The organism is Rothia similimucilaginosa (assembly GCF_029850985.2).
GTDB lineage: Bacteria > Actinomycetota > Actinomycetes > Actinomycetales > Micrococcaceae > Rothia.
In genome coordinates, this window is record NZ_CM138149.1 from 496733 (window position 1) to 519767 (window position 23035).

Annotated in this window: 19 protein-coding genes; 11 read left to right on the forward strand and 8 right to left on the reverse strand. The window is 58.4% G+C overall.

Annotated features, from left to right (window positions below; all coding sequences use genetic code 11):
- Positions 1–192 precede the first annotated feature (192 nt).
- Entirely contained in the window at positions 193–1551 is a 1359-nt protein-coding gene (glmM, locus tag QFX07_RS02160; RefSeq protein ID WP_279754884.1) for a phosphoglucosamine mutase, read from the forward strand.
- 164 nt (positions 1552–1715) lie between these two features.
- On the opposite strand, the gene mscL is transcribed toward glmM, so the two are convergent.
- The 3 genes from mscL to coaA form a co-directional block, all read right to left on the reverse strand.
- On the reverse strand, positions 1716–2096 hold the full coding sequence (gene mscL, locus QFX07_RS02165; protein ID WP_279741247.1) for a large conductance mechanosensitive channel protein MscL: 381 nt from the start codon (positions 2094–2096) through the stop codon (positions 1716–1718).
- A gap of 292 nt (positions 2097–2388) precedes the next feature.
- A complete protein-coding gene (locus tag QFX07_RS02170; protein ID WP_279754885.1) occupies positions 2389–3261 on the reverse strand; it encodes a M15 family metallopeptidase in 873 nt (290 codons plus the stop codon).
- A gap of 160 nt (positions 3262–3421) precedes the next feature.
- Positions 3422–4378, reverse strand: a complete 957-nt coding sequence (gene coaA, locus QFX07_RS02175; protein ID WP_279754886.1) for a type I pantothenate kinase — start codon at positions 4376–4378, stop codon at positions 3422–3424.
- Between the two features lie 184 nt (positions 4379–4562).
- Between coaA and glmS the strand changes: the two genes are divergently transcribed.
- The 3 genes from glmS (at position 4563) to QFX07_RS02190 (ending at position 8802) form a co-directional block, all read left to right on the forward strand.
- Positions 4563–6446 (forward strand): glutamine--fructose-6-phosphate transaminase (isomerizing), encoded by a 1884-nt coding sequence (gene glmS, locus QFX07_RS02180; RefSeq protein WP_279741241.1) that lies wholly within the window; start codon positions 4563–4565, stop codon positions 6444–6446.
- A 252-nt stretch (positions 6447–6698) separates the two neighbouring features.
- Entirely contained in the window at positions 6699–7142 is a 444-nt protein-coding gene (locus tag QFX07_RS02185) for a holo-ACP synthase (RefSeq protein ID WP_279754887.1), read from the forward strand.
- A 73-nt stretch (positions 7143–7215) separates the two neighbouring features.
- Complete coding sequence (locus tag QFX07_RS02190; protein ID WP_279754888.1) at positions 7216–8802, forward strand: bifunctional ADP-dependent NAD(P)H-hydrate dehydratase/NAD(P)H-hydrate epimerase; 1587 nt, start codon at positions 7216–7218, stop codon at positions 8800–8802.
- Positions 8803–9018: 216 nt separating this feature from the next.
- On the opposite strand, the gene QFX07_RS02195 is transcribed toward QFX07_RS02190, so the two are convergent.
- From QFX07_RS02195 to QFX07_RS02205, 3 genes are all read right to left on the reverse strand, one after another.
- On the reverse strand, positions 9019–10500 hold the full coding sequence (locus QFX07_RS02195) for a sugar transferase (RefSeq protein WP_279754889.1): 1482 nt from the start codon (positions 10498–10500) through the stop codon (positions 9019–9021).
- Between the two features lie 508 nt (positions 10501–11008).
- Entirely contained in the window at positions 11009–11791 is a 783-nt protein-coding gene (locus tag QFX07_RS02200) for a phosphatase (RefSeq protein ID WP_279754890.1), read from the reverse strand.
- A 28-nt stretch (positions 11792–11819) separates the two neighbouring features.
- Positions 11820–13082, reverse strand: coding sequence for a glycosyltransferase (locus tag QFX07_RS02205; protein ID WP_279741234.1), 1263 nt, complete (start codon positions 13080–13082; stop codon positions 11820–11822).
- Between the two features lie 144 nt (positions 13083–13226).
- Here QFX07_RS02205 and alr point away from each other — a divergent pair, with 144 nt between their 5' ends.
- From alr to tsaD, 5 genes are all read left to right on the forward strand, one after another.
- Positions 13227–14540, forward strand: a complete 1314-nt coding sequence (gene alr / locus QFX07_RS02210; RefSeq protein WP_279741233.1) for an alanine racemase — start codon at positions 13227–13229, stop codon at positions 14538–14540.
- Positions 14540–15145 (forward strand): tRNA (adenosine(37)-N6)-threonylcarbamoyltransferase complex ATPase subunit type 1 TsaE, encoded by a 606-nt coding sequence (tsaE, locus tag QFX07_RS02215; RefSeq protein ID WP_279754891.1) that lies wholly within the window; start codon positions 14540–14542, stop codon positions 15143–15145. The genes alr and tsaE overlap by 1 nt, the downstream gene beginning before the upstream one ends.
- Positions 15146–15168: 23 nt before the next feature.
- Complete coding sequence (gene tsaB / locus QFX07_RS02220; protein ID WP_279741231.1) at positions 15169–15996, forward strand: tRNA (adenosine(37)-N6)-threonylcarbamoyltransferase complex dimerization subunit type 1 TsaB; 828 nt, start codon at positions 15169–15171, stop codon at positions 15994–15996.
- Positions 15997–16521 carry a ribosomal protein S18-alanine N-acetyltransferase gene (gene rimI, locus QFX07_RS02225; protein ID WP_279741229.1) on the forward strand — a complete coding sequence of 175 codons (525 nt, stop codon included), beginning with the start codon at positions 15997–15999 and terminating at the stop codon, positions 16519–16521.
- Positions 16522–16665: 144 nt separating this feature from the next.
- Positions 16666–17766, forward strand: coding sequence for a tRNA (adenosine(37)-N6)-threonylcarbamoyltransferase complex transferase subunit TsaD (gene tsaD, locus QFX07_RS02230; protein ID WP_279741227.1), 1101 nt, complete (start codon positions 16666–16668; stop codon positions 17764–17766).
- Between the two features lie 139 nt (positions 17767–17905).
- Here the strand turns inward: tsaD and QFX07_RS02235 are convergent, their stop codons facing one another.
- Positions 17906–19054 (reverse strand): glutamate--cysteine ligase, encoded by a 1149-nt coding sequence (locus QFX07_RS02235; RefSeq protein ID WP_279741225.1) that lies wholly within the window; start codon positions 19052–19054, stop codon positions 17906–17908.
- A gap of 299 nt (positions 19055–19353) precedes the next feature.
- Entirely contained in the window at positions 19354–20802 is a 1449-nt protein-coding gene (locus QFX07_RS02240) for a class I SAM-dependent methyltransferase (RefSeq protein ID WP_279741223.1), read from the reverse strand.
- A gap of 226 nt (positions 20803–21028) precedes the next feature.
- Here QFX07_RS02240 and groES point away from each other — a divergent pair, with 226 nt between their 5' ends.
- Both groES and groL read left to right on the forward strand, forming a co-directional pair.
- Positions 21029–21316 carry a co-chaperone GroES gene (gene groES / locus QFX07_RS02245; protein ID WP_005505066.1) on the forward strand — a complete coding sequence of 96 codons (288 nt, stop codon included), beginning with the start codon at positions 21029–21031 and terminating at the stop codon, positions 21314–21316.
- A gap of 106 nt (positions 21317–21422) precedes the next feature.
- Positions 21423–23009 (forward strand): chaperonin GroEL, encoded by a 1587-nt coding sequence (gene groL / locus QFX07_RS02250; RefSeq protein WP_279741221.1) that lies wholly within the window; start codon positions 21423–21425, stop codon positions 23007–23009.
- Positions 23010–23035 lie beyond the last annotated feature (26 nt).

Here is a 23035-nt window from a genome sequence, read left to right on the forward strand (position 1 = left end):
CTAAACAGCTTGCATTATGAAGGTGCCTGTCTCTCTTTTCCCAACCGCGGGAACGGAGAGCAGGCACCTTTGTGCGTCTGCAGAAACATTAGCTATGAAGCAGATATGTAGCCGCTGAAAATCACTTTCTGATTATGAAGAATTTACGGTGTATGCACCTAAGCAGAGTTATGCGCATCGTAAAATAAAAGGGTGACTGAACGACTTTTTGGAACCGACGGCGTACGCGGTCTGGCAAACGATGTAATTACTCCCGCCCTGGCTATGGAGCTCGCGCAGGCGGCTTCTATTGTTCTGGGCTTTGACACGGTAGAAGAGGGTGTACGCCCCCGTGCCGTGATCGCAAATGACTCCCGATCCTCTGCAGACTTTATTGTCTCTGCGATGAAGGCTGGCTTCGCTAGCGCAGGTGTTGACGTGCTGGATGCCGGTATTGTCCCCACCCCCGCAGCAGCTTACCTGGTGGCACACACCGGTGCTGACTTCGGCGTGATGATTTCTGCATCGCACAACCCCGCAGCGGACAACGGTATTAAGTTCCTGGCCCGCGGCGGCCAGAAGCTGGAAGACTCGGTTGAAGACGCTATTGAGCGTGTTTACCGCGATAAGTCCTTCCGCTACCCGACTGGTGGTGCTGTGGGTACCGTCAAGCCCCTGGAGAACGGTACCGAGGCTTACGTGGAGCACCTGGTCTCCACCCTGCCCGAAGGCATGCCCCTCGCAGGTATGAAGATTGTTCTGGACTGCGCAAACGGTGCAGCCTACACGGCATCCCCGAAAACCTTCGAAGCACTGGGTGCAGAGGTTATCGCACTGGCTGTAGAGCCTAATGGCACCAACATCAACGATGGCGTGGGTTCCACTCACCCCGAGAAGTTGCAGGCAGCTGTCGTTGAGCACAGTGCGGACCTCGGTATTGCCCACGACGGTGACTCTGACCGTTGCCAGGCAGTTGACGAAAAGGGCAACCTGGTAGACGGCGACCAGATTATGGCTATTCTGGCTGTTGCAGCTAAGCGCGAAGGTAAGCTCGTAAAGGACACCCTCGTCGCAACTGTGATGAGCAGCCTTGGTCTGGAACTGTACCTGCGCGAGCACGGCATTACCCTCGGCCGTACCGCTGTGGGCGATCGCTACGTCCTCGAGTCTATGCGCGAGCACGGCTACAACCTCGGCGGCGAGCAGTCCGGCCACGTCATTATGAGCGACTACGCAACCACCGGTGACGGCGTTCTGACCGGCATCCAGCTGGCTGCAGAGGTTGCCCGAAGCGGCCAGACCCTCTCCGAGCTGGCAACCCGCATGCAGCCCACCCCGCAGCGTCTGATCAATGTTAAGGGCGTTGACCGTCTGGCGGTCAAGACCAACGAGGCACTTGCTACCGCTGTGAGCAAGGCTGAAGGCATACTGGGTGACAGCGGCCGCGTGCTGCTGCGTGCATCCGGCACTGAGCCTCTCGTTCGCGTCATGGTTGAAGCTGCAACCCAGGAGCAGGCTGATGAGGTTGCTCAGCAACTGGCAGACGTGGTGGCTAAGGAACTGGCACTCTAAACGTATTCTTCCCTAGCGGAGGATTGAGAAAGGGTTGGGAAGGTAACACTTTCCCAGCCCTTCTGCATTATCTTGAGTGGGTGCAGGGGGAAGAGGGTACGGAAAACCCCCGCATCCACAGGGGATACGGGGGTTTGAAACTTAGTGGTAGAGAGCAGAGCAAATTACTTCTTTGCCAGAGCGTCGCGGATCTCCTTCAGAAGGTCGAGCTCGGTCTCTTCCTTTTCAACAGCCTCGTCTTCAGCTTTCTGCTTAGCCAGTGCGATTTCAGTCAGCTTCTGAACCGGGATAACAACTGCGAAGTATACAGCAGCTGCAATCAGAACGAAGTTGACAACAGCGGTCAGGAACACACCAATCTTGACCTGGCCGAAGACCAGGAAGTCGTCGAAGTTGGGGGAGCCAATCAGCATGGAGATAGCCGGCATCAGGACTGCCTGGACAAGCGAGGTCACCACAGCGGTGAAGGCCGTACCCATAATCAGACCAACTGCGAGGTCGATGACGTTACCGCGGATCAGAAAATCTTTAAAACCCTTAAGCATGAGATATAGAATAGCGCCTTTTAGATGTTCAAAATGCCATATTCTGAGAAAATTTTCGCTGTAAAATATGTGTTTTTCTTCACAGGACTTCTAATGTGCCCAGTACTTAAGGTTTAGGTCGCATGAAGCTGAGTGAAAATCTCTAAAACCTGCGAAAAACCGCGGATTTGCAGGACTTATACGCGAAAAAATATACATCTACTGTGCCTATTTAATTCCGACACGGAAGCTAGAAATATGACACGCATCACCACCCAGCGCACCGGGTAAAGCCGAAAGATTAGCTCAGAGCCTAGTTCGCACTTGCATAATCGGGTGCCGCACCCGTACCGATAAACTCCTCAAAAGTCTTCGCGCCCGAAGACACATACTCCTGAGCAATCTGCACACCCACATAGCGATAATGCCACGGCTCAAAATGATAACCGGTTACCGACTGCCGACCATTAGGGAAGCGCAAAATATATCCGTAACGCGGAGCGTTCTTCGCCAACCACTGACCAGCCAGCGTATCGCGGTAACACTCCTCCAAGCGGCAACCCTCAGGAGAGGCAAAATCAATCGCCAAGCCCGTCTGATGCTCCGAATAGCCGGGACGAGCCGACAACTGGTCCGCCACTTGCTGACCGTTCACCGAAACCCAATACTGATAGGTCTGCTGCTGCACCGCATACGAACGATACGCGCTAGAAACAAGCAGAGTCACGCCATCAGTAACAGCCGCATCAATCATCGTATCTGCCGCCTTAGCCGCCTCAGCGCGCAATTGATGACCATAGAACTCCACCAGGTCACTCGGCTCCCAATCCTGCTGCGCAAAGGGGCGCATTTTATTCACGAGGCAACGCAATGAGTGCGGCTGAGACTCAACACTCGGCTGTGCAAGCGCCAATGGGGAAGAAGATGCGCTCGCAGAAGCCGAAGCACTGGTAGCAGAAACAACAGGAGAGGGTGCGGCAGAAGAGGCCGCCGAAGCCGTCGCAGACTCAGCGGCAGAAGCGCTCGCTGCAGAAGATGAAGAAGACGCTCCCTGACCCTGCGAACCACAAGCCGCCAATAAGGCGGTACCGCCAACACCCAAAGCGGCACCCAAGAGAGTACGGCGGTTCACCGCAGAACTATCAAAAGACTCCTGGGCGGTAGACGTACGGTGCAGGGACTTCACAATAACTCCTCATCATGGCGTAGATGCATACAAAAGCGCCGGAAGCCTAAACCCGCCCCGGGAGGGAGTGGAGCCTCCGGTGCCTTCTACTAGAATGCACCACAAACGCGCTACACGGGCAATTAAAGCCGCACACGAACAATAAAAACCTAAAGAACCTCTAGTTCTTACGCAGAAGAACCTGCTCCACGGTATGCTCGGCGCCCTTCTGTAGAATCAAATGCGCACGAGCACGAGTAGGCAAAATATTCTGCAACAGATTCGGCTCATTCACGCTCTTCCAAATGCCGGTCGCTATCTCAACTGCCTGCTCATCGCTCAACTCCGCATAACGCTTGAAATACGACTGAGGATTCGTAAAAGCCGAAGAACGCAGAGTCAAGAAACGACTCACATACCAGCGCTCAATATCCTCAGTGTGGGCATCCACATAAATAGAGAAATCAAAGAAATCGCTCAGCGTCAGATCAGAAGTCTCCGGCCCCTCAGTATGAGAAGGCGCCAAAACATTCAAACCCTCAAGAATCAGCACATCCGGTGCCGTGACCTCAATATGCTCATCCGGCATGATGTCGTAATACAGGTGCGAATACTTCGGCGCAACCACACGCTCAGCACCGGACTTCACCTGCGACACAAAATTCAACAGAGCACGGCGATTATAAGACTCCGGGAAACCCTTACGGTGCATAATGCCGCGACGCTGAAGCTCCGCGTTCGGGTACAAGAAACCATCCGTCGTCACCAGCTGAACATTAGGAGTAGACGGCCAACGACTCAAAAGAGCCTGCAAAATACGCGCCGTGGTCGACTTACCCACCGCAACAGAACCCGCCACACCAATAATGAACGGGACACGCCGCTGAGACACATGCAGAAAATCATTTGTCATATGGTTCAGGGAAGAAGCAGCAGTCACATACAGATTCAAAAGACGAGAAACCGGCAGATAAATACGCTGCACCTCTTCAAGGTCGACAGTTTCACCCAGACCTCGAAGAGACTCAATTTCCTCAGCGCTGAGGGGAACAGAAATCTCATCGGCTAGGTGCGACCAACGGGAACGGTCAAGATGCATGAAGCGGTCATCGCCAGAAATATACGGTGCGGTGCTCATTTATCTAAGTGTACGAACTTTCAGCCCGCGGGGAAAATACCCGCCCTCACCGTTTGTTTCACGAAATAAATTTATGAGAAGAAAAGGACACAACCGAAAAAGGTAGGAAAAGCCATAGTAAACGTGACGCATAACGGTTTTTCACCGTGCGCATATTCGGATACTTGTGGGATAAACTTATAGCATGTGTGGAATTGTAGGATATGTAGGTCTGGACACTGCTCCGGACGGTAACAAGTTTGACCACAACGCGTACGATGTGGTCCTCGAAGGTCTGCGCCGTCAGGAATACCGCGGCTATGACTCTGCCGGTGTGGCACTCGTATGCCCCGACGGCATCGTATTCCGTAAGAAGGCAGGCAAGCTCCTGAACCTCGAAAATGAGGTCAAGGAAAACCCCCTGCCGGAATCCCAGATTGGTATCGGTCACACCCGTTGGGCAACCCATGGTGGACCCACCGACAACAACGCTCACCCCCACGTCGTCGACAACGGCCGCCTCGCCGTCGTACACAACGGCATTATCGAAAACTTCGCAGAGCTGCGTACCGAACTGCTCGCCGAAGGCGTAGAGTTCGCATCTCAGACCGACACCGAGGTAGCTGCAGCAACCATCGCAAGCATCTACAATAAGCTCGGCACCGGTGACCTCACCGAGGCAGTGCGCGTCGCATCCAACCGCCTCGAAGGTGCATTCACCATCCTGGCAGTGCACGCAGACCACCCGGACCGCGTTGTGGCAACCCGTCGTAACTCCCCGCTGGTCATTGGCCTGGGCGAGAACGAGAACTTCCTCGGTTCGGACGTCTCCGCGTTCATTGACTACACCAAGGAAGCCGTCGAGATGGGTCAGGACCAGATTGTGACCATCACCGGCACCGACTACTCCATCATCGACTTCGAAGGCACCCCCGCAGAGGGCAAGCCCTTCCATATCGAATGGGACGCAGCAGCAGCTGAAAAGGGCGGCTTCAATTCATTCATGGAGAAGGAAATCCACGAGCAGCCCACCGCAGTTGAGCAAACCCTCATGGGCCGCCTCGACGAAAACGGCAACCTCACCCTCGACGAACTGAACATTGACGACTCGGTGCTGCGCACCATCGACAAGATTATCGTAGTCGCATGTGGTACCGCAGCATACGCAGGCCAGGTGGCACGCTATGCCATCGAGCACTGGTGCCGCATCCCCACCGAGGTTGAGCTGGCACACGAGTTCCGGTACCGTGATCCCATCGTGAACGAGAAAACCCTCATCGTGGCACTCTCGCAGTCTGGTGAAACCATGGACACCCTGATGGCAGTGCGCCACGCACGCGAACAGGGCGCAAAGGTTATCTCCATCTGCAACACCCACGGTTCGACCCTGCCCCGCGAATCAGACGCCGCGTTGTACACCCACGCAGGCCCCGAAATCGCAGTGGCATCCACCAAGGCATTCCTGGCACAGATTACCGCAGCATACCTGCTCGGCCTGTACCTAGCACAGCTGCGCGGCAACAAGTACAAGGACGAAATTGCTTCGATCCTCGCCGAGTTGCAGAACATGCCCGCAAAGATCCAGAAGGTCATCGACAACGACACCCAGGTCAAGGAACTGGGCGTCGAAATGAAGGATGCCTCCTCCGTGATCTTCCTCGGCCGCCACGTGGGCTTCCCCGTCGCAATGGAAGGCGCACTCAAGCTCAAGGAAATCACCTATATCCACGCTGAAGGCTTCGCAGCAGGCGAGCTCAAGCACGGCCCCATCGCACTGATCGATGAAGGCCAGCCGGTCATCGTAGTGGTTCCTTCCGCAAACGGTCGCGATTCTCTGCACGGCAAGGTCGTCTCCAACATCCAGGAAGTGCGCGCTCGCGGCGCCTTCACCATCGTCATCGCCGAGGAAGGCGACGAGGCCGTCAAGCCCTACGCGGACCGCCTCATCACCGTCCCAGCATGTCCCTCGCTGTTGCAGCCCCTGCTGGCAACGGTGCCCCTGCAGATTTTCGCATGCGCACTGGCAGAAGCTAAGGGCCTGGACGTTGACCAGCCGCGTAACCTCGCAAAGTCCGTGACCGTGGAGTAATCTTCGGAAATCGCCTCAGCGATAACGAAAGGGCGGTGGTTGAGTTCTTAAAAAACTCAACCACCGCCCTTGTCGTTTAATCTGGTGGTTATTCGTGGATGACCCAACAAAAATAGACGCTGTGAAACAGGTATCAATCATGCGTCATATTTGACGCCATCCCACCTAAAAGAAACGAATCTCGCTAGACTTAAAACAAGAGAAACCGCAAACAGGACGCGGTCACCACCCCTAACGTAAAAGGTGCAGCTCATGATTATGGGAATCGGCGTAGATACCGTCAACATTGAACGATTCGAACGAATTGTCACCGAAACACCCGCCTTCGTCCGCCGCATCTTCACCCCCAACGAACGCACCCGAAATGTACGCTCCCAAGCCGTACGATTTGCCGCCAAAGAAGCCGTCGCAAAAGTACTCGGAGCACCCGCCGGACTCAACTGGCAAGATTGCGAAGTCGCCACCGCCGAAAGCGGCCAGCCCTACCTTATAGTTCAGGGCACCATCGCCCGCCGTGTCAAAGAACTCGGCATCAACCGCATCCACCTCTCGCTGACCCACGACGAACCTGTTGCCATCGCAATCGCAACCGCCGAATACCTCAGTGACGCAGAACTGGCGCACCTGCAAAAGTTCAACCCCGAAAGCTACCGACTCAGCGTCATCGCCGGTGACGATACTACCGACGAAAACTAACGCAGAGTCACATCAACACAACACCCGGTGACCCCCCCCTAAGGCCCGTACGATGCAACCCAAGGAGACAGCAATGAAGCTCATCTATACTGCTTCCCAGGTACGCGAAGCAGAAAAGCCCTACATTGAAGCCGCCGACTATGACGGCTACCTCATGCAACGCGCCGCAGACGCCGTCGCAGCCGAAGCGCAGGAGCTGCTCCACGGTAAAGACAAAGCAAAAATCCTGCTACTCATCGGTCCGGGCAACAACGGTGCAGACACCATCTACGCCGGCGCCCGCCTCAGCGCCAAGGGGCACCGCGTTGATGCAGTCATTTTCGACTCCAGCGAAAAGAACCTCGAACTCATCGCCCGCGAAGGCGGCGAAGGCACCCGCGTGCTCGACCCCGAACACGCCCTTGAACAGCTTGCAGGCTACGACCTGACCATCGATGGCATCCTAGGTACCGGCTCCAGCGGTGCCGTACGCGGTAACGCCGGCGAATACCTGGGAGTCCTCCGCGCCGCGCAGCTCGACGGTAAGCTCAGCGCAGTCCTCGCCGTTGATACCCCCTCCGGGGTCGATAACAACCGCGGAACCGTGCACGAACCATCCTTACGCGCCGACCGCACCGTCACCTTCATCGGTCACAAGCTACCGGCAGGCACCAGCCATAGCGTCCACTCCGGAGATATTAAACTCTACGACCTGGGTGTGCCCGAAGCCCTCGACGCCCACAAGCCCGCCCTGCGCGTTCTCGACCGCGAAGACTACCGCGAACTCATTGAAATCCCCGACGAGCACTCCCACAAGTACACCCGTGGCGTACTCGGCATGCTCACCGGAAGCCTCGAATACCCCGGTGCAGCCCTCATGAGTGTGCGTGCTGCCCTCAACACCGGCGTTGGTATGGTTCGCTTCGGCGCCAACTCCCACGAGCTCCGCCAGCTCATGATCGCTCACAACCCCGAAACCGTCTACTTCAGCGGCGCACCTGCCCTGCAGAGAGTTACCGTGTGGGCCGGCGGCTCCGGCTCCAGCTATGACTCGCTGGACAAGAACCGCTACCTGCTCCACTCACCCGAACCCGCAATCCTCGATGCTGGTGCCTGCGACCTGGCGGCAGAATACATGGCAACCGGTAAGCACCTCGGATCCCACAAGATCCTCACCCCGCACGCGGCAGAGCTCGAACGATTCCTGCGCATCGTGCACGAGCTCGCGCCCGAAACCTGGAAGAAGCACCTGGGTGACGCCATCGTACCTAGCTGCAAAGACATTAATGCAGAGCCCTTCCGCTGGGTGCGTGCCGCCTCCGAACTCTCCGGCGCCACCGTCATGCTCAAGGGCGGTTACACGCTCATTGCGGCACCCAACGGCGCCACCTACAGCGTTGCCGGAGGAAGCCCCTGGCTCGCCACCGCAGGCAGCGGAGACACCCTCACCGGCATCTACGGCGCGCTGCTTGCCCAGACCGTAGCCGCCTTCGAAGCCCGAGGAGAAATCTTGGAAGACTGCACCTACGGCTCCATCGGTGCGCTCGCAGTCTACCTGCACGGTGAAGCCGCACGTGCCAGTGCCACCGGAAGCGTCAAGGACGCTCTGCCCGGCCCGGCACCCGCAACCCGCGTCGCGCAGATGCTCCCCGAAGTCATCGCGCGCCTCATCGCGGAATAGGGGAGCGGAACTAGCGCCCTGATGTTCTGACGCTTGTCTAGAAGCGAAGAGCTGACCAGACACCCTGGGCACACAGAAGGGGCGTGAATCCACCGGAAATGGATTCACGCCCCTTCAACGTGCTTATATCAATGCACGATGCCGAGCTGCCTGTGCCGGGACAGCATCACTAAAAACCGGCATATGCACCAGCGGGAGAAACTCCCACCATCTTTCTTAGTACGCGCCTTCCTTAGCGAAAACCGCACGGACAGTACGCAGAAGAATAATGAAGTCACCGGTAAGCGACCAGTTCTCAACATAGTAGAGGTCCAGGCGAACCGACTCTTCCCAGGAGAGATCACTACGACCCGAAACCTGCCACAGACCGGTAATACCCGGCTTCACCAGCAGGCGGCGGTACGCAATGTCCTCGTACTGCTCGACTTCCTCAACCAGCGGAGGACGCGGACCCACCAGCGACATATCGCCAATGAACACATTCCACAGCTGAGGCAACTCATCAATCGAGTACTTACGGATGAATTTACCAATGGGGGTAATACGCGGGTCGTCCTTCATCTTGAAGAGCACGCCGTTACCCTCGTTCTGCTCCATGAGGCGCTTCTTGACCTCTTCAGCGTCAGTACGCATTGAACGGAACTTCACCATCTTGAAAAGCTCACCGTTCAGACCTACACGGTTCTGCAGGAAGAAGACTGGGCCACCATCACGCTTCACCAGCAGTGCCACCACCAGAAATAGCGGAGAGAGCAGAATCAAACCCAGACCCGAAGACACAACATCCACGGCGCGCTTGAAGAACGCCGACAGACCGGTAATACGCGGAGTCGACACGTGCACCAGCGGCAGACCGTTCAACGGCTGCATGTGCATACGCGGACCAGCAATATCGGTCGTCGCAGGAGCCATAATCAGCGAAATATGCGCATCAGCCAGCTTCCAACCCAGCAGACGAACCTGACCCGGGCTCAAGTGGTGACCATTCGTAACAGCAACCATGTGAATATCGTTCTCGCGGATGGCTTCCATAATGTCAGCCGGAGAAGTACTGTAACCAAGCACCGGAATCGGTGCGCCAGCAACAGTGGTACCCGGAGTGAAACCGGGCAGATAGAACGCAGCGGGGGAGAGGCCGGAAGCAACCACGCCCTCCAGGTTCTTGTACAGGTGCTGACCGGTCGTCACATCAGAAATAATCATGACGCGAGTGAGTGCACGACCGCGGGTACGGGAACGCACCAGACCCTGACGAATCAGCCAACGCTCCGTCAGCAGAAGGAACAGACCCAGCGGGTAAGCAATCAACAAGTACATGCGGGTGACGTCAACCTTGAGGAAGAACGCCACAATAATCAGCAGGCAGAAGAAATAGGTGCTACCGCGAGTAATGAGGCGGTATTCCTCATTGCCGAAACCCATGATGCGCAGGCTACGGGAGCCGTTCAGCTGGAGGATAAACCACCAGCCGACGAACATACCGACGCCCAGGAAAATGTAATCGATAGCGGGAATACGGCCATCCAAGGCGTTAATAGGCCAAACGTTCACATAGGGCAGGTCAGCATTCTCCCATCCGAAACGAATCAGATGCGCAGCGACAACCGCGATAACAACGGCGAGAAAATCGCCACAGTAAAGGGCACGCTGAACCTTAGGATGCCAGCTTCGCTTGACGACGAAGTCTGAACCCCACATTTTTTTAAGACGATCTTGTACTTTCAACGGTGTAATCTTCCCCGGAAATTTGCCCTGTGTCGTGGACTGAGAGCGGCGAATAGGCACATTTACCCCTAATTATCGGTGTAAGGGAGCCGTGTCCTAGTCTATGTTCTGAATGAATGAATGAGTGAAGACTTAATCTTGCTGAGTGAATAATGGCAGATATTACGGTAAAGGCGCTGGTTAGACGCCTAATGGAGCGTTATATGAACCTACAGAGCGCATAAACGTGTTCCGTAAACTATTCTACGGGGTCGGGGGTCTTACGTCTCGAAGAATAAAGCCGTAAAGTCGCTCCCGTGTGATGAAATCAATCACAAAAAAGAAGAGAATAAGAGCCCACGAGAAGAATGCCTAGTGTAGCTAAGAAACTCCTAAAAACACCAGACTGTTTCACACACCTGCAGAAAAACAATAACCGGCATATAAAACGACAAACCCCTGAGGCTCAATAACAAACCCTACACGCGGTGTAAAAGGGACATTAAGGACGCTCAAGCCCCGCACGATCCAAAATGAAATCAATCATCGGCTCATAACGACGCGGCGGAACATTATCGTCCATCGGCACACACACCGGCAGATTCCCCTGCTCAGCCGCCACAAACAAACCCGGATCATTACAATCCGCAATACCAATCGTCAACAACTTACAGGTCGAAGAAGCATAACCAGCCATGCCGTGATCCGAAACTACCAGATCCGGAGTCACACCGCGAGCCTTCAACTGATCCAGCGCGATGCGCATCGGGCCAGGGAAATGCGTATGCTGCAGATTGCCGTACTGCTCAAACATCACGACATTCATAATCTGGCGGACATCGCCATCCAGGAAGCGCTCGCCCTCCTCAATCTGAAGAACCTCAGCGCCGGCAGCCTTTGCCGCCGCTGCCATCACCGCATACATGGGGAACAGACCCGCTGGGTGACCGGTCGCAAACAGAATACGAGAACCCGCACGCACCGCATCGCCAAAGATGCGGGCGTACTCCTCCAGCGCGCTGATGCACTGCTCGGCACCAATAGTGTCCTGACCGTGAGTATGCGAACGATCCGGGTTCAGGCCCGCGCGGCGGACCATCACCTCAAACACCGAATCATAATCCCATTTGCGGTTCCACTGCACACCAAACTCAAGGTGCTCATTACCATCCAGGAAACCCTGAATATGGTCCAGGTTATTCTCTCGGGCGGTCGCCACCTCACCGGTAATACGCACCGAATCCAGGTACGCGGCGAACTCATCGCGGTTCATGGAGAAAGACATTAAAACTCCTCACAACGTGAAAAATACATTACTGCGAGATACCCTGACGTACCTCGGCATAAGCTTTAAGGGTTCGGCGCGCCGTCTGATCCCAACCCATCGTACGGGCACGCGCCGCGGCGTTCGCACCCAACGAATGACGCAGATACGGGGCACGCACCAGACGCTCAATAGCCGCAGCCCAACGCTGCGGAGTACGAGGTGCCACCAGCAGACCCGTACGGTGGTTCTCCACCGCATAGCGCAGACCGTCAGCATCCGTAGCGAGCACCGCCGCGCCGCATGCCTGCGCCTCCAGTGCCACCAAACCGAACGTCTCAGATGACGACGGGGACGCCACAATATCGGCGGCACGGAAAATATTCGCCAACTCAGACGCCGGAACTGGGTCCTTCAAATGCACCCGATCTACGACACCCAGCTCAGCTGCACGTTGCAACAGGCGGCGCTCATAATCCGAACCGGAACGACCAATAATATCCACGTCTACCTCCAAATCATCGGGGAGCAACGCGAGCGCCTCCACCAGCAGATGCGGGCCCTTCAACGCCTGAGGCCTACCGGCAAAAATAATGCGGGAACGAGTCTCAGAGGTGTCATTGAGCGGATGCACGCCAGGAATCGTATGGAAAATCGAGGTATCAACACCCGGTGGGATAATGGCCAGCTTCTGCGCCTCCGTACCGTAGTACTCGCCCATCTGCTGTGCCTCCAGGGGAGTATTCACAATCACCCGGCTGGCGGAGCTACTCATCAGGCGCTCGGCGGTATAACGTTCCTCAGGCTCGGGTGCTTCACCTTCGCCGCGGCGCGTATCCTTAGCGGCAGCCGTCGTATGCGGAGTAAAAAGAACAGGAATCGGGAATCCAACGCCCTGAGCCGACCACAGCTGGGATGCACGAGCCGCAGCCTGACCCGACAGCCAATAGTGGGCGTGAATAATATCCGGGGTGTACAGTGCCTGCTCCACACATGCCTGCGCAAAATCATCGGTGACCGCAACCAACTCGTTCTTCGAAAGACCACGGGCGGATGGAAGATCAAGGCTGTGGTGCACAATGCGTTCGCTGGGCTGAGGAGGCTGATGGAACAGCGAATCAGCCAGAAGCGCCTCACCGCGGTCCAGCGTGAAAACCTCAATCCGCAACTCGGGATTCAGCTCCAGCATGGCATGTACCGACCGGGCAATATAGACGTTCATGCCGCCTGCATCTCCGCTACCGGGCTGCGCAAAAGGGTCGGTGTGCATGGAATACACGTGAACCGTCCGAACCGGCGGCAGAGTGCTCATCGATGCTTTCCTCTCTCAAAGGTGTACCTGACCTAGTGTAGCGCGATAGGACTTTCGCACACCGGGAGGTCTAGAATTTAGTACAAGAGAGGCTGCCCAAGTACAGCCTGTAGTACCCGCCCGTCAGAAGGACCGTGAAGGACCGTGACTCACCCTCAGCAGCCTGCCGAACCGATCTACTGCCCGCCCTGCACCCCGGTAGAGGTAGAGCGAAGCGCCACGATTGACCTTGATGCGCTAGAACATAATGTGCGCCGTCTCAAGGAACTTATTGGCGACCGCGTGCTCATTGCAGTGATTAAAGCGGATGCGTACGGTCACGGCGCGTACCCGGTGGCACGTTCGGCTATTGTCGCCGGTGCTGACCTGCTGGGTGTGGTGCACGTGAACGAGGCGCTGGAACTGCGTGCTGACGGTATTGATGCGCCGCTCATGGCGTGGCTACACACCCCCTCCACCGATTTTGAGGCTGCACTGCAGGAGAAAATCCGCCTGGGTGTTTCTGGTTGGGACCTGGAGGCGGTAGCCGCCGCCGCTGAACGCGCCGGCGAGCGCGCTATCGTGCATCTGAAGGCTGATACCGGTCTGGGCCGTAACGGTGCCACCGCTTCGGATTGGCCGGCGTTGGTGGCTCGCGCCGCATCCTTGGAGGAGTCTGGGCTGATTGCGGTTGAGGGTATTTTCAGTCACCTGGCGGTTGCGGATGAGCCGACCCGCGCCGAGACTGCACAGCAGCTCGATACCCTGGATGCTTTTGTGGCTCAGGCTCGTGAAGCCGGCCTGGACCCGAAGATTGTGCATCTGGCGAACTCTCCGGCGACCCTGACCGCCTCGCTGGATGGTTGGGATACGGAGGAGCGTATGCTCGGTGACGGCGTGCGTTGCGGCCTTGCACTGTATGGTCTTTCCCCGCTGCCGGAGGTCACCGCTGAGGAACTAGGCCTAAAGCCCGTCATGACGGTGGGTAGCTATATTGCCGCCGTGAAGGAAGTTCCTGCAGGTCAGGGTGTTTCCTACGGTCTGCGCTACCACACCGGAAAGCCGACCACCCTGGCGCTGGTGCCGCTCGGCTACGCTGACGGCGTGCCGCGTATTGCGGAGAACGCGCCGGTGCGCATCTATCCGGGCGCGCAGAACGTGGAGAACGGCTGCGTGCCTAATAACGCGGAGGGTAAGACCTACCGCGTGGTTGGTCGCATCGCCATGGACCAGATGGTCGTTGACCTGGGCGAACCCGGCCTGAGCGACCCCGAGCTGGGTTACCTTGGTGCTCCCGCAGTCCTCTTCGGTGCCGGTGAGAACCCGCCCGTGGAAGAGTGGGCGGATGCCGCGCAGACTATTAACTATGAAATCGTAACCCGTATTTCACCCCGCGTGGAGCGCCTCTACATCGGTGGCTCCTGGGTTGAAGCTGAACTGAACGAGCTGTGGGGCACCGGTCAGGAGCAGGAGGGCTAATGAGCACTGAGTACATTTCTACCGTCTTCGACCTGGATGTGACCGGCCCCGACCATACCCGCCGCCTGGCGCTCACTCTGGCGCAGCACCTGAATGCCGGGGACGTACTGTTGCTCTCGGGTGAACTTGGCGCGGGTAAGACCACGTTCACCCGCTCCCTGGGTGACGGGCTGGGCGTGCGCGAAGGCGTTATCTCACCGACCTTCGTGCTCTCGCGCGTGCACCCGAACCTGACGGATGGCCCCCGCCCCGGTGGCCCCGACCTGGTGCATGTGGACGCCTATCGCCTCTCCAGCGCTGAAGAGCTCGACGACCTCGACCTGGAGTTCTCCCTGCCGCGCTCTGTGACCGTCATCGAGTGGGGCCGCGATAAGGCTGAGCACCTGAGCGATTCTCGCCTGGAGCTGGACTTCACCCGACTGACCGGTGCGGATGCACGCTTCGCCTACTCGGGTGCCGAAGAGTTCAGTTGGGACGACGAAGACAAGGACGAAAGTGACGAGGACGCGGATACCCCCGAACCTCGTCTGCTGCGGGTGCGCGCCTTCGGCCCCCGCTGGGAGCATGCTTTCGACGCTCTGAAAGAGGACCTGCAGAGCGCCTAGAGCCCGCGCGTTAGAATGATAGGGTGCTAGTACTTGCCCTTGATTCATCCGCCACCGCATCCGTGGCGCTCGCCCGTGTGCACGGCTCCGAAGCCGGTGCATCCTTCGAAATCCTCGCCCGCTATGAGAGTGAAGATACCCGCTCCCATGCCGAGGTGATGGGGCCCTACGCGCAGGCTGCCCTGCAGGACGCTGGCGTGCGCGGAGAAGAATTGGATGTGATTCTGACCGGTACCGGCCCGGGGCCTTTTACAGGTTTGCGTGCCGGTATCGTTACTGCGCGTACTCTGGGTTTTGCCTGGTCGGTGCCGGTGTACGGCTTGATGAGCTTGACCGCCCTGGCTGAGCATGCTGTATCTGGCGCAGCTACCGGGGAAGCTAGCGCAGTCGCCGGGGAAGAAAACACAGAACGAGCGTTCGCTTCTGCTGATCTTGTCGAAGGTGCTGAACTGCTCGTACTCTCCGACGCGCGCCGCCGCGAAGTCTACTCCGCCCGCTACCGTGTGAACGCCGAAGGTTACAACCTAGTGGGCGGCCCAAACGTATGCCCCGCCTCCGAAATTCTGCCCGGTGGGGATCCCGCCTACGCATACGGTTACGGTGCTGGCCTGTACCCCGAAACTCTCGAAGGGCACGGCTGGGCCATCATCGATTCTGCCCGTCAGGTTCACCCCCACGCCGAGTACCTGGTTGCCGCCGCGGCACGCCTGGGCGTAAAGAACCTGAGTGATGACACCTCCGCCCAGTACCTGCGCGACTCGGACGCGAAGATCCCCGCCGCAATGCTTGCCCGCCAGCAGAAGCAGGGCGCACAAATTGCTGCACAGACTGCCGCGCAGGAGGAGAGCTAAATGAGTGCTACCGAAAATATCGCGCGAGATGACCTGGCACTGAATAACCTGGCTCTGGGTGCCCGTCTGCGCATTGCCGAACTTGCCGACGTGCAGGCCATGCACCGCATGGAAACCATCCTGTTCCCCGTCGACGCCTGGCACATCGACATGTTCCTCGAAGAGCTGACCCACCCGACTCGCACCTACTACATACTTGAATTGCCAACTGAAGGTTCGGAAGATAACGAGGGCAGCTGGCGCGCTGTCGGCTACTGCGGAACCATGGTCGTAGCTGACACCGCCGATGTTCAAACCATCGGTGTGGTTCCCGAGTATGAGGGCCACGGCTACGGTCGCACCATGCTTGAGCAGATGCACGAGCGCGCCCGCGAGCAGGGTGCCGAGCGCATCCTGCTGGAGGTGCGTGCCGACAACCCGCGCGCCCAGCGCCTCTACGAACGCAACGGCTACCGCGCGATTCACGTACGACGCGGCTACTACGATGACGGAACAGACGCCATCATTATGGAATGCACGTTCTAAATAGTCCGTTGGGTTAAACGGCAATCCCCGCAGTAGGGGCATGCTTCCGCCGCCCTCTATATCTCAGCATCTCTGCATCACAGCATCCCTACACCACTGCAACTAGAAGCACTACGCGCAGACAGCGCAACAGAAAGACGAACTATGAGCACTCGCGAACCCCTCGTTCTGGGCATCGAATCCTCCTGTGATGAGACCGGTATCGGCATTGTGCGCGGTGCACAGCTGCTCAGCAACACCATCTCCTCCTCTATGGAGGAGCACGTGCGCTTTGGTGGAGTAATCCCCGAAATCGCCTCCCGCGCTCACCTGGATGCCATGATTCCCGCGCTCAAAGCGGCACTTGCCGAAGCGGACATCACCCTCGATCAGGTGGACGCTATCGCCGTCACCGCGGGCCCCGGACTGGCGGGCGCACTCATGGTGGGTGTCTCCGCGGCCAAGGCGCTCGCTATTGCCACCGGTAAGCCCCTCTACGGCATTAACCACCTGGTCGCCCACGTTGGTGTTGGCCTGCTGGAAGATAACGGTACCGAGGACGGCTCCGACCTGTTGGCGAACGCCGGTTCCGGTGGCCTGGGCGCACTGCTGGTCTCTGGCGGTCACACCGAAATCCTGCAGGTGCGCGACATTACCTCCGATGTGCGTCTGCTCGGCGCGACCCTCGATGATGCCGCAGGCGAGGCCTATGACAAGGTCGCCCGACTGCTCGGCCTGGACTACCCGGGCGGCCCCGCGATTGATCGCGCCGCCGCTGACGGCAACCGCAACGCCTTCGTGTTCCCTCGCGGCCTGTCGAACCGCAAGTTCATGGGCACCGCCGAGGAGCCCGGCGCGCACCGCTACGATTTCTCCTTCTCCGGTCTGAAGACCGCTGTGGCGCGCGTGATAGAAAGTTTTGAAGCAGCCGGTGAAGAGGTTCCGGTTGCCGATATTGCCGCGTCCTTCCAGGAGGCGGTCGTGGACGTCATCACCAAGAAGGCGATGCTTGCCTGCCGCGAGCAGGGCATGAAGACTCTGCTGCTTGGCGGCGGCGTGGCGGCTAACTCGCGCCTGCGTGAGCTGCTTGCCGCTCGATGCGCCTCCGAGGGGGTGCGCCTGATTATTCCGAAGTTCACCCTGTGCACCGATAACGGTGCGATGGTTGCGGCGCTGGGCGCTCGCCTGGTCGCCGCCGGTCGTGAGCCCTCGGGAGTGGAATTCACGACGGATTCCTCGCTGCCGGTGACCACCGTTTGTTTCTAAGCGGTCTGCTTCTAAACGGCAATGCGAGCACGTTGAAGCGGCTCGCCTCGAAAATGCTCATAAAAATGCCTCGGCACAGTCTCCCAAAGGACTGCGCCGAGGCATTTTCTGTATTCAAGCTTTAGTTACGGGGGAGGGTCTAACGCAGTGCTCGCGCGCGGGACTGCGTGGCGACATCTAGCGCCACCTCACGCAGAGAGCCGGTCTTCTCAAAGACTGCACGCTGACGATCCGCGCCCGTACCCTCGGCGAGGATGCGGCGTACCTGAGTTAGCTCTACCTCGCAGTCAAGGTCGCGTGACACCGGCTCCAACTTGGGTAGAAGCAGCTCAAAATCTTCATGCAGAGTACGCTGTGTCGGCTCGTTAGAGACCACGATCTTAGCCTCCAGGCCGTAGCGGGCAACGCGCCACTTATTCTCCTGCGCGTGCCAGGGGGCGAGCACCTCAATGCTTTTACCCGCCTCAATACGGCGGGAGAAGTATTCCACCAGGCACTGCGTGAACGCCACGATCGCCGCAACATCCGGCAGGGAAGCGAGGCCATCGCAATAGCGCATCTCAATGGTGCCGTAACGCGGAACCGGGCGAACATCCCAACGGTCTTCGCTCGAATCGGTAATCACGTCAGTTGCCACGAGCGAATCCAGGTAGTCGCTGTACTGCTCCCAAGTATCAAAGTGGAAGGGCAAACCGTTCGTCGGGAGCTGCTGGTAAAGCTGGGTGCGGTGCGAAGCGTAACCGGTATCGACTCCGTCCCAATAGGGGGAAGAACACGAAAGCGCCAGCAGGTGCGGACCGTAGTTGGTCAGCGCGTCAACGAGCGGCAGAACCTTATCGCGAGAGTCAATGCCCACGTGCACGTGCACACCGTAAATGACCATGTGATGGCCCCAATACTGGGCTCGTTCGACCACACGCTGGTAGCGTTCCTTCGCCACGACCGGCTGGTCAGCCCAATGGGAGAAGGGGTGAGTGCCGGCGGGGTAGAACTCAATGCCGAGCTCATCGGTAATTTCACGCAGGGTATCCGTCAAATCCTGCAGCTGACGGCATGCCTCAGCGACGGTGCGGCAGATGCCGGTCACCACCTCGAGGGTGTTTTCCAGGAATTCGCCGGTTACGTGCGCCCGGTCGGAGGCGGGCTTGAGCAGTTCGGGGTGGCGCTCGCGCAGAATGGAAAGCACCTCGCTGGCGCGCTGTGTCAGTTCGCCGCTTTCACGGTCGATGAGCGCAATCTCCCATTCCACGCCGAGAGTGGACTGCGGGGAGGTAGCAAAGTCGATCATATTGCCTTTCCTGCGTCTGGAAATAGGGTCGTGCATGGTGCCGACTGCGGAAGTTATTATCGGTGGGCTCTACCCGGTCGTGCGCTAACTGATGAGAGATCGCTTTCGCGGGGGAGTACCTCTACTAGGCACCGTATCTAGTGTACGGTCTTGCGGTGCCCAGCGCCCTGTCGAGCGCAGAATCCGGAACGGGAAACGTCACGAATCGTTAAGAACGGTAACCCGTCCTCGGGGCTGGGCAGTCAGGGCTGAGCAGCCAGAGTTGAGTAGTCACGGCTGGGCAGTTAGGTTTGGTGAGGTTAGAGCGGGCGCACATGCCAGCCGACGCGTCGTGAATCCCTACCCAAACCGATGCGGGTAAAGACCAGCGTTGCCGGACGGTACGAGGACTCCTGCGCACCCGCCTGTGCATCTGAAGAAGAAATATTGTTCTTTTTCTTTTTCCTCTTGAAAGGCTTAGAACCCGCAGAACCCAGCAGACGCGCACGCAACTGCTCCGGAACAATATCCACGCCACGCTTCTTAATCGTCAGCGCAGTAAAGCCCTGCTCGCGCACCCAACGCTTCAGCTGCTTCTCCTGCAGAGGAATCTCCTCCAGCACCTCGTAGCAAGCAACCAGCGGATGCTCCACCAGCTCGGCAGAATACAGATATGCAAGATGCTCATCCAGCAGATGTGCGCCAATGCTCTGCGCAAACTCAGCGACCAGATGTGAACGCACAACCGCCGGGGCAGGCTCCAATAGGTAATCACCAGGCTGAGGTAGAGACGCCGGAACATCAACGCTCTGCTTCGCCTCTTCCGCCGTCAATGGGCTACGGAAGCTCACCGCCTCATACGCCGGCATCAGGGCACCGGTTTCGGCGGTGCCTTCATGAGGGATAGTCTCTTCCATAGGCAGCTCATGCACTGAGGTGGCCGTGCGAGCCACCCCCTCCTGAGCTAGCGCGTTAAACCAGAGCACCAACTCGGCAAGCGAACCCTCCGACTGAATCCACTCCGCCTCAACGCACGGGTTGGGGTTTGCCTCCGACGCAATATCTTCTGGTGAGGGGATGCCCTCATGCGGAAAACCGGGACCCAACTTCACGCCCATCGGCACGCCCGTACGAGCCAGATTCAGCACGAACGAGAACGGGGGAGAGAACGCCTCCGGATCAAAAAGACGCTCCGTATGAGCCTTCTTCGCACCCCGCAACTCGCGGCGTGCCGGGTCCATCCACACCATGCCCACCGGCTCACCGGCAGCGTCCAGAAGCTCACCGTGCACATAGCCGGTCACATCCCCCGAATACACGCGCGCCTGCGGGCAAAACTCAAGATTCTTCGCCGCAAAAGAAGCCGTCAGCGGGTCCAACTCCACCGCAACCACGGCACCGCGATCTGCCGCATACACGGCAGAATCTGACGCAATACCGCAACCCAAATCAGCCACCGTGCCGGCAACCGGGCGCAGACGCTGGGCGCGATAATGCGCAATCACCGGGCGGGTCGCCTGCTCCGCCGCCTCCTGAGTCAGCATGAGGGTGCGGGCGCGCTCGCCGAATTTGGCGCGTGCACGGGTACGAGCCTGCGCCAGCGAAATAATCTGTGCAGACTCCTCGGGGCTGAAACCTTGCGAACGCAAAGAAGTAACGGTGCTGAGCGTATCCGAGCCCAGCGGGTAGAGCTCATCGGCTGCCGCGAGCGCTTCGGCGCTGAACGGAAGCGTGGCGGCGGGAGTAAAAGGGGATGCGGGAATAGGCATGCTCCTCATTTTACGGGGTGCCGGTTTCGGCAGGTGGGGAGCCTGATTCGCCCAGCTTTTTGCTCAGCGTTCGCCTTGCGGTGAAACACTCCGACAGAGGGGCGCTTTTCTTGACCGAAAGCACAGGTGAAACTAGAGTTGAGGTAGCACTCGAGACAGTTATCGGGCGCGCCACTGCGCCGCTATCTCGCATCAAACGTAAATCCACAACCCGGAGGAACCGATTATGGCTATCAAGCCCCTGGAAGACCGCGTCGTTATCAAGATTGAGCAGGCTGAGCAGACTACCGCATCCGGTCTGGTCATCCCCGAAACTGCGAAGGAAAAGCCGCAGGAAGCACGCGTTGTCGCCGTTGGCCCGGGCCGCGTGGATGAGAAGGGCAACCGCATTCCCGTAGACATCAAGGAAGGCGATGTTGTCGTTTTCTCCCGCTACGGTGGCACCGAGGTCAAGTACCAGGGCGAAGAATACCTGATTCTTTCCGCACGCGACGTTCTGGCAATCGTCGACTAATACTTTCAGATGCTCATGCGCCGTACCGCTCATCCGGTACGGCGCATGAGCTATCATCTGCCCCTCAAAATTTCCTTTTCTGTGACGCACTAGGAGTAGCGAACACATGGCTAAGCAGCTTGAATTCAACGATGCCGCCCGCAAGTCCCTGCAGGCTGGCGTCGATAAGCTGGCAAACGCGGTCAAGGTAACCCTCGGCCCGCGCGGGCGCAACGTTGTGCTCGACAAGCAGTGGGGTGCACCCGTCATCACCAACGACGGCGTGTCCATTGCTCGTGAAATTGAACTGGATGACCCGTACGAGAACCTGGGTGCCCAGCTGGCGAAAGAAGTCGCCACCAAGACCAACGACGTAGCCGGTGACGGCACCACCACCGCAACCGTGCTCGCACAGGCACTGGTCAACGAGGGCCTGCGCAACGTCACCAGCGGCGCGGCACCCGCCGACGTCAAGCGCGGCATTGAGGCTGCCGTGGAGGCGGTCTCCGCACGCCTGCTCGAGAACGCACGCCCTGTGCAGGGCTCGGAGGTGGCTCACGTTGCCGCTATCTCCGCCCAGTCTGAGCAGATTGGTGAGCTGCTGGCTCGCGCCTTCGAGAAGGTCGGCCAGGACGGCGTCATCACCATTGAAGACGGCTCCTCCACCGAAATCGAACTGGACATCACCGAAGGTATGCAGTTCGACAAGGGCTACCTCTCGCCCTCCTTCGTCACCGACGCTGAGCGCGGCGAAGCAGTGCTGGAGAACAGCCTCGTGCTGCTCTACCAGGGCAAGATTTCCACCATCGCAGAAATCATGCCCGTGCTCGAGAAGATTGTTCAGGCCAAGAAGCCGCTGACCATCATCGCAGAAGATGTTGACGGTGAGGCGCTCTCCGCACTGGTCGTGAACAAGCTGCGTGGCACCATCAACGTGGTTGCTCTGAAGGCTCCCGGTTTCGGTGACCGCCGCAAGGCAATCATGCAGGATTTGGCAATTCTGACCGGCGGTACCGTCGTGACCGGTGAGCTGGGCATCGACCTGCCGCAGGTCACCTTGGAGCACCTGGGCTCGGCACGCCGCGTGACCGTCACCAAGTCCCACACCACCATCGTGGATGGCGGCGGCGCCCCTGAGGCAATCGAGGATCGAGTGCAGCAACTACGCCGCGAAATTGAGCGCGTGGATTCCGAATGGGACCGCGAGAAGCTCAAGGAGCGCCTGGCTAAGCTCGCCGGCGGTGTGGGGGTCATCAAGGTTGGTGCCGCAACCGAGGTTGAGGCGAAGGAACGCAAGCACCGTATCGAGGATGCTGTGTCCTCCACCCGTGCCGCTCTGGAAGAGGGCATCGTCTCCGGTGGCGGTTCCGCACTGGTTCACGCGTTGAAGGCACTGGACGGCATGGACCTGGGTAATCACGACGCAAACGTGGGTGTACAGATCGTTCGCCGTGCCCTGGCTCAGCCGCTGCGCTGGATTGCTGAGAACGCTGGCGAAGACGGCTACGTCATCGTCTCCAAGGTCTCCGAGTTGCCCGTGGGTCACGGTTTCAATGCCAAGACCGGCGAGTACGTGGACCTCATCGAAGCTGGCGTGATTGACCCGGTGAAGGTGACCCGTTCGGCTCTGCAGAACGCCTCCTCCATCGCGGCTCTGGTGCTGACCACCGAGACCCTGGTGGTTGAGAAGCCTGAAGAAACTGAAGAAGACTAAATAGTGTGTGTGCCCGGTACCGCCCC

Excerpts from the sequence above, each read along its gene's own strand:
- mscL (WP_279741247.1), bottom strand. The coding sequence starts at position 2,096 with ATGCTTAAGGGTTTTAAAGATTTTCTGATCCGCGGTAACGTCATCGAC.
- coaA (WP_279754886.1), bottom strand. The coding sequence starts at position 4,378 with ATGAGCACCGCACCGTATATTTCTGGCGATGACCGCTTCATGCATCTT.
- glmS (WP_279741241.1), top strand. The coding sequence starts at position 4,563 with ATGTGTGGAATTGTAGGATATGTAGGTCTGGACACTGCTCCGGACGGT.
- QFX07_RS02185 (WP_279754887.1), top strand. The coding sequence starts at position 6,699 with ATGATTATGGGAATCGGCGTAGATACCGTCAACATTGAACGATTCGAA.
- QFX07_RS02190 (WP_279754888.1), top strand. The coding sequence starts at position 7,216 with ATGAAGCTCATCTATACTGCTTCCCAGGTACGCGAAGCAGAAAAGCCC.
- QFX07_RS02195 (WP_279754889.1), bottom strand. The coding sequence starts at position 10,500 with ATGTGGGGTTCAGACTTCGTCGTCAAGCGAAGCTGGCATCCTAAGGTT.
- QFX07_RS02200 (WP_279754890.1), bottom strand. The coding sequence starts at position 11,791 with ATGTCTTTCTCCATGAACCGCGATGAGTTCGCCGCGTACCTGGATTCG.
- QFX07_RS02205 (WP_279741234.1), bottom strand. The coding sequence starts at position 13,082 with ATGAGCACTCTGCCGCCGGTTCGGACGGTTCACGTGTATTCCATGCAC.
- tsaE (WP_279754891.1), top strand. The coding sequence starts at position 14,540 with ATGAGCACTGAGTACATTTCTACCGTCTTCGACCTGGATGTGACCGGC.
- rimI (WP_279741229.1), top strand. The coding sequence starts at position 15,997 with ATGAGTGCTACCGAAAATATCGCGCGAGATGACCTGGCACTGAATAAC.
- tsaD (WP_279741227.1), top strand. The coding sequence starts at position 16,666 with ATGAGCACTCGCGAACCCCTCGTTCTGGGCATCGAATCCTCCTGTGAT.
- QFX07_RS02235 (WP_279741225.1), bottom strand. The coding sequence starts at position 19,054 with ATGATCGACTTTGCTACCTCCCCGCAGTCCACTCTCGGCGTGGAATGG.
- QFX07_RS02240 (WP_279741223.1), bottom strand. The coding sequence starts at position 20,802 with ATGCCTATTCCCGCATCCCCTTTTACTCCCGCCGCCACGCTTCCGTTC.
- groES (WP_005505066.1), top strand. The coding sequence starts at position 21,029 with ATGGCTATCAAGCCCCTGGAAGACCGCGTCGTTATCAAGATTGAGCAG.
- groL (WP_279741221.1), top strand. The coding sequence starts at position 21,423 with ATGGCTAAGCAGCTTGAATTCAACGATGCCGCCCGCAAGTCCCTGCAG.